Here is an 11481-nt window from a genome sequence, read left to right as displayed (position 1 = left end):
AACAATTTTACAAGCATATCTGGATTTGAAAACTCATCCCTACTCCTTACTATTCGAATTTACATGCTACCTTATATGTATGGGGAGATCGGGCTTCTTGCTCTCCTTTATAATAAAGCTTTTAGAACGCCTCCTAAATTGGCTCTATCTTGTATCAGTACATATAACTAATCATTAAATATAATAACGATGAATAGGACGTCCTACGTTTCCATATTGTATATCTACTTTTAATAGCTTCTGCTTTTCTAAAAAGTCTAGATAGCGTCTAGCTGTTACACGTGCTGTACCTATATAAGTTGATACCTCTTCTGCTGATACTGCCTCACCACTTTTTTTTATATATGCAAGTACCTTATCTAAGGTAGCTCGATTAAACCCTTTTGGGAGTTCTTCTATAAGAATGGCGTCCATTCCTGTTGTTTCTACTACAATTTGTTCAGGAAGACGCTGTTGCATTAAATGATCGACATCATGCTGAGTTAAATCTTGCATACCGCTTATTTTTCTTCTATAGCTTTGATAATTTTTTAAAGTCTGCTCAATCCGCTCAAACGTAAAAGGTTTCATAATATAATCATAGACACCTAAGTGTAAAATTCGCTGCACAGTGGGCATATCATTCGCAGCTGTTACAGCAATAACATCAACAGGAAGATGCTCTTCTCGGATTTTCCCTAACGTAATAATGCCATCTTGCTCTGGCATAAAAATGTCCATAAAGACAAGCTCTGGGGTTAATTGTTTAATTTTTTGAATTCCCTCCATTCCATTGCTAGCATAGCCAACTAATGAAAAACCTTTGATTTGTTCAATAAATTGTCTGTTCACTTCTCGTACCATTGGATCATCTTCTATTAATAAGACATTTATTACATCCATCTATACTTCTCCTAACTCAAATAAAATTAAGAAACTTGTTCCTTTCATAAATTCACTTATGACTTCAATATCTCCATTGCCTTTTCTTACAATTTCATAGACTAAATGCAAGCCAATGCCCCGATTTTCACTAGCCTTTGATGAAAATCCATTTTCAAACATACGATCCTGCACCTCTTTGGTCATACCAATCCCATTATCAGTAACTGCAATCGCTAAGACGCCATCATGCTCATCTACAGAGATGGCTACATATTTATCTTCCTTCGAAAGGACATTTAAAGCCTCAAAAGCATTTTCGATTAAATTGCCAAACAACACAACAAAATCATGATGATCTAATAGAGGTGGAAAGCGTTTAAAATGACTTTTCCGATCAATCTCAACCTCGATACCCAGTTCTTTTCCATAGCTTACTTTACTTAATAACAAACCTGAAATATTTTCATTATGAAAGCGTTCATTTAGAAACTTCGTCAATGAGGCTTCATTTTCAGTAGTGACAGTAACATATTCAAGCGCTTGCTTTGTATGTCCCAATTGCAGTAGTCCTGCAATCGTATGAATCTTATTTTTATGCTCATGGGTTTGCACACGCAATGCTTGAACAAAGGCCTTTACACCTGTTACTTCCTCCGCAAGCTTTTTCACAGCTGTTAAATCTTTAAACATAGCCACTGCACCAACTAGCTCTCCATTCACAATAATAGGTACACGATTACTTAAGATACTATGATGATTAATGTAAAGCTCCTGATCATAAACAGGTGTTGCTGTTTCAACAATTTCAGGCAGACGGGTATCAGGCAAAACATCATAAATCTTTTGTCCAATACAGTCCTCTATTTTCCTAGTAACGCCTAAAATATCGGCCGCTTTTTCATTAAAAATGGTGATATTCATTTCCTTATCAACCGCTATTATTCCCTCATGCATGGCATTAAAGGTTTCTGTTCTTTCCACATACATTTTTGCAATTTCATGAGGTTCAAGCCCAAACATTTGTTTTTTTATATGTCGTCCAAGTGTATATGCACCGAAAATACTGAAAATCAGTGATATAACAATAGTTATCATAATTTCTCGCTCATAGCTTTGAAGCATTTCTAGCAGTGTGGGTAATGAATAGCCAACTACTACAATGCCCACTTGTTCCCTTTTATCATTAATAATTGGCACGAAAGCCCGTATCATAACACCCGATTCTCCACGTGCCTTTGATACATAATAATGTTCACTAAATGCGGCGTTTAAATCCTGCGACTCACTGCGTTTTCCTATTTCCTTACTTACTGGGTGTGATAGTTTAATACGTTCCATATTCATTACAACAATATACTCGGCCTTATGAATCACCCTAATGCCATCTACAATTTTATTAATATTTTTTGCAGATTCTTTTATATTGTCATTTTCCAAATGTACACTAAGCTCTGGTACATTGGATACAGTTCTTGCCACAAGCATTGCCCGCTGTCCAAAATCTTTTTCCTGTTCAGATAATAGGTTACCGAGTAAAAAAATACCACCTAGTAAAAAGGAGAGTGCAATGATTAAAAATGTCACTAACAGTATTTTGCCGTTCACAGGCATTTTCATCATTAAAAAATTCCTTCCTTTCAAATTTGCATTCCCATAATCAGTGGCACACTTATTTAGTTTTAAGATTATCTGCAAAAAAATCTTTTGACAACACCTTTAGTCTAGATAAGTAGCAGAAAATATTGAATTTAATGAACAATATTATAAATTGATAATTTAAAAAGAACTTAATTATCACTCTATGTTTTTGTATTATAACAATAATTAATTAACTATAGCGTACCATAACAGGGGTAGTTGTTGATATTACTATATTTATATGTAATTGTAAGTAAATGTACTTAATGAACGATATGTTTCTTATTTTCTAAATCTCTTTTTTCAAGAAATATTCGCTATGATACTTTTTAGTGAAAGCGATATCAAAGAGAAAATTTAGAAAAGAGGTAGCAAAAAATGAAGTTACTGAAAAATTTGACTGTTCAGGTTATAGCGGCTATCATACTTGGGATTATTGTCGGAGCCATTTTCCCCGAGTTCGGTGCCAGCTTAAAAATCTTAGCAGATCTATTCATTAAATTAATTAAAATGTTAATTGCCCCTATTATTTTCCTAACAGTCGTTATTGGAATCGGCAGTATGGGAGATATGAAAAAGGTCGGGAAAATCGGAGGTAAGGCATTACTTTACTTCGAAATAGTTTCCACAATTGCATTAGCAATCGGAATTGCTGTTGCTTTAATCGTAAGTCCTGGTACAGGCTTGGATACATCAGGTGCATCTGATGCTGATATTTCGAAATATACAACTGCTGCAGCTGAATCTGAGCAGGGCTTAGGTGCCTTCATTTCTAGTATTATTCCAGAGAATGTAGTTGGTGCATTGGCAACTGGTCAATTATTACCCGTCCTATTCTCTGCTGTTTTATTTGGCTTAGCAGCTGCCTCAATCGGAGCACCTGCAAAACCAGTTATCACATTCTTTGAGCAAGTAGCAGAGATCTTCTTCAAGATTGTCAGTATGGTCATGAAAATATCACCAATCGGAGCCTTTGGTGCAATGGCCTATACAATTGGGAATTTTGGTTTAAAATCTTTAGGTAACCTAGGTCTATTAATGGCTGCCGTATATATTACAATGTTTTTATTTGTTGTCTTTATTTTAGGTGCCATTGCAAAGTTCTTTGGATTTAGCATCTTTAAATTTATCGCTTATATCAAAGATGAGATTTTCTTAGTAATTGGGACTTCCTCTTCTGAATCAGCTCTGCCATCTATGATGCGAAAGCTTGAGAATTATGGCTGCTCGAAGCAGGTTGTAGGTTTAGTCGTTCCTACTGGGTACTCCTTCAATCTAGATGGGACTTCCATCTACCTGTCCATGGCTGCATTGTTTATCGCACAAGCATATGGAATGGAACTAACTTGGATTCAAATCATTACACTGCTCGGAATTTTAATGATTACTTCTAAAGGTGCAGCAGGTGTAACAGGCTCAGGATTTATTACATTAGCAGCAACTTTGGCGGCATTCCCAATGATACCAGTGGAAGGAATAGCGCTGTTAATCGGGGTAGATCGCTTTATGTCTGAGGCTCGTGCTGTAACAAATTTAATTGGTAATGGGGTAGCTTGTGTGGTCGTTTCAAAATCTGAAAAAGAGTTTGATATAGCTATGGAAGAACGTGCACTTCAAGGAAAGACCACTATTTCTTCCTAAAAAATGGTGGAAATGATAGCCATCTCTGTTTCACTACACTCTTTTTCATTCTAGTAAAAGCTATGAACTTATGGGTTGACGCTGACAACCAACAAACAATCAGCTTACACTATCACCCAAAATAAAATGTTTACACTCTAGTAAAAAAGTGAAAGTTAATAGTAAGAGGTGATAGTGAATGAATGATAAAAAACAGGCGAAAACACGTAATACGAATAACCCTGATGTATTGGATACAGATAAAGAAAGTATTTTTGATAAACACGAGGACATGAAAACCGTTGATCCAATACCTGTCGAAGAATTGAATGAAAAAGTGAAAGATGAACAACATAAATCCAAAACTAAGGATTCCTCAGCAACAGATAAGCGCTATCGATAATGTGAAGGTAGAATTTTTTATTATAGTGCTGCAAAAATGGATAAATCTAAAAAGTCGACCTAATTCATTATTATGGGTCGACTTTTTTGATACTATTTGTTAAAGGGGGTAAATCATGAGTAAAATACCAATTATGAAAACGGAAAGGTTACTATTGAGACCTATTACACACGAGGATTTAGAAGCAATGTATGACTACTCTTCCCGTGAAAATGTGGCGCGTTATGTGACATGGCAAGCACACACGAGCTTAGAGGATACAAAGGCTTTTATGGCATTAATTTTTAATGGTTATCAGCAAGGCAATTTGATGCTATGGGGTATTGAATATGCAGGCACAATTATTGGAACGATTGATTTTGTCACGATTAATGACACCCATAAATACGCGGAAATTGGCTATGTGCTTTCTGAGGATTTTTGGAATAAGGGATTCACAACTGAAGCAACAAAAAAACTCATTGAATTCGGTTTTAATGAATTAGATTTAGTACGTATCCAAGCACGATGCTTTGAAGAAAACATTGGCTCCCAAAAGGTTATGGAGAAGACAGGTATGCAGTTTGAAGGGTTATTACGGAAAAGTATGCTTGTTAAGGGACAATACCAAAATGTAAAAATGTACGCCATAACTGATGATGATTATCGAAACCTCTAGCAAATAGAGCCTTGCTACGTTTGCAAGGCTTAATCATTACAACCATCTCTCTATACAGTATATCTTTTTAGCTGTGGCATCTAGCTTTACTCGTTTGCCTATCGCTATCGGATGCATAGGGTGTGTATGACAAATATCCACCTCTGCTAATATAGGAATCTCTATTCCATCCAACTGTTCAAGTAGAATATCATATGGCTGTCGACCCGTTCCTAAATCATCATAGCATTCATGTTTCCCCAAAATGATTCCACTAACTTTGTTAAAGACACCATGCAATTTTAGCATTGCAAAATTCTTTTCAACAACAGCAGCATTTTTTAAGCAGTCCTCCACTAATAAAATATCACCTTCCACAATTTCAGGGAAATACGGCGTACCAATAAATCCATACATGGCATTGACATTCCCACCAATTAATCTCCCTTCCGCAACCCCTCCCTGAATCGCTAACCATTCATTCTTCTTGAGTTTCTTATCCACTGTCTTCTCAAGCCAATTAACAGGCTCATCCGACCAATAAGGAGGCATTGGAATTTCGTATGGTATTGCTTGCGGCTTAAAGAAATAATGCTCAAAAAATTTGAAGGTATCATTTACTAATGGTGCAAACTCGCCAAAGGAAGGTATGAGGGCCGGACCATAAAAAGTTGATATTCCCGTTTTTGCATAAAGTGCCAACAGAACGGCCGTTGCATCCGAATAACCTACGACCCATTTTGGATGTCGTCGAAAAGCCTCATAATCAATATAAGGTAACATGCTATTAGCATTGGTGCCCCCGATGGTAGACATAATCATATCCACATTCGGATTGCGTAGTAACTCATTCAATTCTTCGGCTCTTTCCTTTGGCGAACCTGAACGATAATAATCGGATTTACCAGTTAGAGAACCTGTCACGATTTGAAAATTTTTATTCTCGAGAAATGCTTTAGCACGTTCATATCGTTCCAAAGCCGTCACGGTTGCTGGGGAGGACGGTGAATAGATGCCGATGTTTATTTTTGAAGTCATATGTTAAGTCCTTTCCCAATCAATAGTTTTGACATGTAGTATTCATTAATATATTGTCCATCTACATACAGCGAAGCCCGCTTCGTTCCCTCGATATCAAAGCCCATTTTCTTATACAAAGCAACCCCAGCCTCATTATTTTCCATAACGGTTAATTCTAGTCGATGTACACCATTCTCCATTGCCCAATTTTCTACGTGTTGAAATAAAGCCGTTCCAATTTTTCTCCCTCTATAGTCACTATGTATGCCTATGACAAGATAAGCACGGTGAGCAATTCTTTTCAGCTCATTGCCCTGTACAATTAAGTACCCCACAATCCGCTCATCCGTTTCAGCTACGAACAAAGCTGAGTGGTGACTATTCTGTAGCTTGTCTATATACTCCCCAAATGGTTTAGGTGTTAAATTGCGCTCACCTGGTCCAAATAACATAAAATTAGATGCCTCTGCATTTGTCATAACAGCTATCATTTGTTCACTGTCCTGTCGGGTTGCTTCTCGTATGATCATGTTTAGCACGCTCTCTTTCTAAAATATAGATACCTGAAACCTCAATTCTTTTGTATTTATATGGACATTGCCACCAAAGTATCTCATCACCCAGTGTTAGTTTTGCTGGAATTCTCATACTTTCTTCGTCCCTTCTAATAGGTTTGAATTTTAGCTACTAACTTTTCATTCCTAAAATGGAGTGTCTCAGTATCTATGAGTGTGTAAGCTTGTAATGTGGGATGATTTTCTATCCAGCGATCAAATGCCCATCTTCTCTCTTGATCATTATAATGAGGACAATAGGTACCTGATAATAGCCCTAAGCCATTCCATTCCTCAAAATCATTCTCGGTATTTTCACTATAGCATTTTTCAAACCAACACATTGCCCCAGCACTGATACCAGCTAATAGAACCCCTTTTTGATAAGCTTCCTTTAACAATTCATGAAAACCATATTCTCGCCACTTTTCAAGAAGATAACCTGTATTTCCCCCGCCCACATAGATAATATGCTGTGCTAGTACTTTTTCTCGAATATTATTATCAAGCATATCCTTTAGCAGAATATGTGTTGCTTCACAATGATGAAAAGCTGCATAAAACTTCTCGATATACCCTTGTGCATCATTACTTGCGGTGGGAATAAAACAAATTTTAACTCGTTCATTTGTCTGAGCTTGTTGTAAAATATACTCATCGATAAATGAAGGATTCTGTTGAGAAAATCCGCCGCCTGATAGGGCAATGATTTGTCTTGTCGGTTTATTATTTTTTCTTAATTCATATACAGCTTGTTCCTGCCCAAATCTTTCTAACATCTGTACTTTCTTCATTCCTAACTTTTCGAGCAAGCGACACGATGCCTTGTTAGCTGTTTGTGTTTCTGCCACAATAGATGCTATATTCAGATAATTCAAACCCTCCTCAATTATCTGTGTAAGTACTTCAAAAGCTAGCCCCCTCCCCCAAAACTGAGGTAAAAATTGATAGGAAAGCTCATATAACTCCTTATCATGGTATTCATCGATTGAGACAAGACCGATAAATTCACCTGTCTCCTTTAAAGTGATAGATAAATATGTATTAGGAAATGGCGCTTCTAGCATGCCTTTAAAAGATGCTTCTATATAGCTGTTTGATGGAACACCACCGAGGTAAGTTCGAACCTGTTTATTAGAGTAGAGTTTATGTATATCTGTAAAATGTTCTAGTTGTAATTGTTCGATTACACAATTAGTTGACATGATTTTCATTACATCTAGCCCCCTTCGTTATGTCAAAGTTTAATCTAACTCTCTCGTTAAAATCAAATATTTTTTCCATTTTTTTCTTACAGATATAAAAAAGTAGTGACCAGCATGAATTGCTGAATCACTACCTGCATTATTGCCCGTATTGTTCAAGTAACCGTTGCGTATTGGTTGATTGTTCAAGTACCTTTTTCTCCTTTGCCCAATAGACCAAATATTGTGCATCATCCAAGCGAAAAACCATTTGCTGCAACTCTTCATCAAGTTCAGAACTAATAACCACTTTTAATATTTCCACCTCATAAAGAGGCTTATCCTTCATTTTATAAACGATATGATATGCTGGCTTTTCTTCAAAAATAGTTCTTTCCTTTTTGGAAAGCTTCCTTACATGACTCAATGGATATTTCTCAATAAAGTCTTGTGCCTCATCGCCTGTAGCACGAAATAGAGATCGATCTCCTTGAAATAATTCAATGTCATCAATTTCTGTAGCATGATCTAGAACAAGAGAGATTGCCTCATCTTCACTTTTTTCTCTGTTTTGCATAATAAAAGCACCAATTAGTAAAATACCAGCTAATATAACAAGTCTCCATCTGCGTTTCGTCATCTGCTCTTACCCGTTCAATGCCTTTTTAACAAAACGATTTATATCAACATCAGCGCCTATAACAAGCATAATATCTCCTAATAAAATCTTGTCACTTGCCTGTGGAGATACAATGATATCAGCCCCACGCTTTATTCCCACAATGTTGATGCCATATTTAGCGCGAATATCCAAATCCATAATGGAATATCCAGCAATCGCATCATTGGCCTTTAATTCCATAATTGAATGTTCATCTGATAGCTCTAAATAATCTAGAACAGTATTCGATAACATATTATTAGCAATACGAATACCCATATCCCGCTCAGGATGGACGACAAAATCTGCGCCAATTTTACGTAAAACCTTTTCATGGTAATCGTTCTGAGCCTTTACTGTTATTTGCTCAACACCAATTTCCTTTAAAATAATGGTTGTTAATATACTTGCCTGGATATCTTCCCCAATTGCTACAATTACGTGCTCAAAATTACGAATACCTAATGAATTCAATACCGATTCGTCGGTTGAATCTGCAATAACAGCTTGTGTAGCAATGGAAGCAAACTCATCTACACGCTCTGAAGAATGGTCAATCGCCATTACCTGTGCGCCCTGACTCATTAATTCACGAACAATACTCCCTCCAAAACGTCCAAGCCCTATGACTGCAAACTCTTTTTTCATCATAAAAATCCCTCCGAAAACTACTATACCACCATTGTAGCGTATTCTTTGCAATATGTATTGTCAAAACAAGAGCCCATTCGTCAATGTTGGACAGCAAAAAAGACGAGGACCTATATCCCCGCCTTCTAAATATTGTTATTATTCAGCGTTTCGCATCTCATCTAGCACACGGTTTACACGCTTTTCTAGCATTTTCATACCACTACCACCAGCTTGCATATGACGCAGCTGACCATCTTTATCGAACACAAAATATGCTGGCACATATTGGTTTTCAAAAGCATCCGTTAGCTTCATTTCACTGTCTACAAAGATTGGTTGCACAATATCATGCTCTGCTGCTACTGCTTTAATTGTATCTAAATCAGTATCTGCCTCAGAACGTGGCATATGTACTGCTACAACGTTTAATTCATCTTTATATTGATCGCGGAAATTGTTTACGTCTGGCATTGCCTCTTTACATAAGTGGCAGCTTACTGACCAGAAGTGGATTAATGTTGGTTTTTTGCCTACTAATTCTGCTTTTGTTACTTCACCATTTAACCAAGTCGTAGCGCCAACTAATTCAGGCATTTGTTCACGAAGTTTCATAAAAATCCTCCTCTAATAGATTGTTTGTCTTCAATATTTAGATAACGGTCTAAAAACTCTTTCCAATAATAAAAGTTCAGTTAAAAGTCCCCACAAGCTTGTCGTGGGGACTGTTAATTTGTTGCATAATGCCTGAACTCTATTTAAATTATAGAGTTGCTTGGCCTGGACGCCAGTTAGCTGGGCAAAGACCACCAGTTTGTAGTGCTTGAAGTACACGTAGTGTTTCATCAACATCACGGCCGATGTTGTTATCAAATACTGTTTGGTATTTTAATTCGCCTTCTGGGTTGATGATGAATAAACCACGTAATGCGATACCTTCTTCTTCAATTAATACGCCATATTCTTTAGATACTTGATGGTTTGTATCAGCAGCTAATGGGTATTTTAATTCACCAAGACCATTTTGCGTACGGTCTGTGTTAATCCATGCTAAGTGTGTGTGGATTGTGTCAGTAGAAACACCGATTACTTCTGCATCTAAGTCTTCGAACTCGTCATAACGATCGCTCATTGCAGTGATTTCAGTTGGACATACAAATGTAAAGTCCATTGGATAGAAGAAAAGAACTGTCCATTTATCTTGTGCTTTAATATCTGCTAATGATACTTTACCAAACGATTTGTCTGAAAGTACTGCTTCCATTGTAAAGTCAGGTGCTTGTTTACCTACCATGCGTTCTGCCATAATAAATCCCTCCGAATAAATATGTAGTTTATATATTCCATTCGCACTAGCGAACTCGTCTTCTACGATAGCAGAGTAACCGCAGTTTTTCAAACAAGTAAACTCCGCCCGTTCGGATGATTGAAATGGATTGACAAAAATTCGTCAAATCCATCACTGGAATTATCACTAATGTCTTTCTATTAGCTATTTTTAACAAAAATATTCTACACTATACAAAATTTTTCTCACTTTCATTTATACCTCATTTTTTAACTTTTTATAGCTATTTTTTTCACGAAAAACGATTGCAAATTTTTTATTATTATGTATAATTGTAATGGTTTTAGTAAACTAAAAGTTTCGTTAAAGTAAACTTCATATTTCAAAAGTTTATCATTGCTAAACTTCTCTTAGGAGGGAAAAGATGCAAATAGGAGCAAAAATTAAAGCGCTTCGTTTAAAAAAAGGTCTTACCCAAGAGGAACTTGGAGAACGTACAGATTTAAGTAAAGGCTATATTTCCCAATTAGAACGTGATCTAAACTCACCTTCAATTGAAACATTATTTTCAATATTAGAAGTTTTAGGGTCGAGACCTAAAGACTTTTTTGATGATGAATCACCTGAACAGAAGGTTGTTTATACAGAGGAAGATCAATCTACCTATACCGATGAAGAAAAAAAATATGAAATTCAATGGCTGATTCCTACTTCGAATGAGAAAGAGATGGAACCCATTTTCTTAACCTTTGCGGCAGATGGCGAGTTCAAACAGTTTGAGCCTTCGCTCTCGGAAACATTTATTTATGTGGTTAAAGGGCGTATTCGTCTCGTTTTAGGGAATGAACAGTATATCGCAAGTGAAGGCAACGCACTTTATTATGACGCGACAGACCATCATCAGATTTTTAATGCACATGATGATGAAACAAAAATTTTACTTGTCGCAACAGATTCTTATTTATAGCTTAAGGAGGCGCAT

Annotated in this window: 13 protein-coding genes; 4 read left to right on the top strand and 9 right to left on the bottom strand. The window is 36.5% G+C overall.

The features are described from left to right. Positions 1-174: 174 nt before the first annotated feature. Complete coding sequence (locus tag MHB39_RS04405) at positions 175-882, bottom strand: response regulator (RefSeq protein ID WP_342545925.1); 708 nt, start codon at positions 880-882, stop codon at positions 175-177. Then, a complete protein-coding gene (locus MHB39_RS04400) occupies positions 883-2484 on the bottom strand; it encodes a sensor histidine kinase (protein WP_036075720.1) in 1602 nt (533 codons plus the stop codon). It lies immediately after the preceding gene. Between the two features lie 396 nt (positions 2485-2880). On the opposite strand from MHB39_RS04400, the gene MHB39_RS04395 reads away from it, so the two are divergent. The 3 genes from MHB39_RS04395 (at position 2881) to MHB39_RS04385 (ending at position 5183) form a co-directional block, all read left to right on the top strand. Beyond that, positions 2881-4143, top strand: coding sequence for a dicarboxylate/amino acid:cation symporter (locus MHB39_RS04395; RefSeq protein ID WP_036075722.1), 1263 nt, complete (start codon positions 2881-2883; stop codon positions 4141-4143). A 178-nt stretch (positions 4144-4321) separates the two neighbouring features. After that, on the top strand, positions 4322-4525 hold the full coding sequence (locus tag MHB39_RS04390) for a hypothetical protein (protein WP_016992859.1): 204 nt from the start codon (positions 4322-4324) through the stop codon (positions 4523-4525). A gap of 115 nt (positions 4526-4640) precedes the next feature. Further along, a complete protein-coding gene (locus MHB39_RS04385; protein WP_342545924.1) occupies positions 4641-5183 on the top strand; it encodes a GNAT family protein in 543 nt (180 codons plus the stop codon). Between the two features lie 36 nt (positions 5184-5219). On the opposite strand, the gene MHB39_RS04380 is transcribed toward MHB39_RS04385, so the two are convergent. The 7 genes from MHB39_RS04380 to MHB39_RS04350 form a co-directional block, all read right to left on the bottom strand. Next, complete coding sequence (locus MHB39_RS04380) at positions 5220-6200, bottom strand: S66 peptidase family protein (protein ID WP_342545923.1); 981 nt, start codon at positions 6198-6200, stop codon at positions 5220-5222. After that, positions 6197-6712, bottom strand: coding sequence for a GNAT family N-acetyltransferase (locus MHB39_RS04375; protein WP_342545922.1), 516 nt, complete (start codon positions 6710-6712; stop codon positions 6197-6199). Before MHB39_RS04375 ends, MHB39_RS04380 begins: the two co-directional genes overlap by 4 nt. A 134-nt stretch (positions 6713-6846) precedes the next feature. Continuing rightward, on the bottom strand, positions 6847-7950 hold the full coding sequence (locus MHB39_RS04370) for a GNAT family N-acetyltransferase (protein ID WP_342545921.1): 1104 nt from the start codon (positions 7948-7950) through the stop codon (positions 6847-6849). 130 nt (positions 7951-8080) lie between these two features. Then, on the bottom strand, positions 8081-8560 hold the full coding sequence (locus tag MHB39_RS04365) for a hypothetical protein (RefSeq protein ID WP_342545920.1): 480 nt from the start codon (positions 8558-8560) through the stop codon (positions 8081-8083). Positions 8561-8566: 6 nt separating this feature from the next. Then, positions 8567-9229, bottom strand: a complete 663-nt coding sequence (locus MHB39_RS04360) for a TrkA family potassium uptake protein (RefSeq protein ID WP_004224679.1) — start codon at positions 9227-9229, stop codon at positions 8567-8569. A gap of 141 nt (positions 9230-9370) precedes the next feature. Next, entirely contained in the window at positions 9371-9826 is a 456-nt protein-coding gene (locus MHB39_RS04355; protein WP_004224678.1) for a redoxin domain-containing protein, read from the bottom strand. Between the two features lie 148 nt (positions 9827-9974). Next, positions 9975-10517, bottom strand: coding sequence for a peroxiredoxin (locus MHB39_RS04350; RefSeq protein WP_036075735.1), 543 nt, complete (start codon positions 10515-10517; stop codon positions 9975-9977). Between the two features lie 406 nt (positions 10518-10923). Between MHB39_RS04350 and MHB39_RS04345 the strand changes: the two genes are divergently transcribed. Next, positions 10924-11466 (top strand): XRE family transcriptional regulator, encoded by a 543-nt coding sequence (locus MHB39_RS04345; protein ID WP_004224674.1) that lies wholly within the window; start codon positions 10924-10926, stop codon positions 11464-11466. Positions 11467-11481 lie beyond the last annotated feature (15 nt).

It is taken from the genome of Lysinibacillus sp. FSL K6-4013 (assembly GCF_038630435.1).
GTDB lineage: Bacteria > Bacillota > Bacilli > Bacillales_A > Planococcaceae > Lysinibacillus > Lysinibacillus boronitolerans.
The sequence above is the reverse complement of the archived record's forward strand: the minus strand, read 5'-3'. Positions and strand labels throughout refer to the sequence as shown.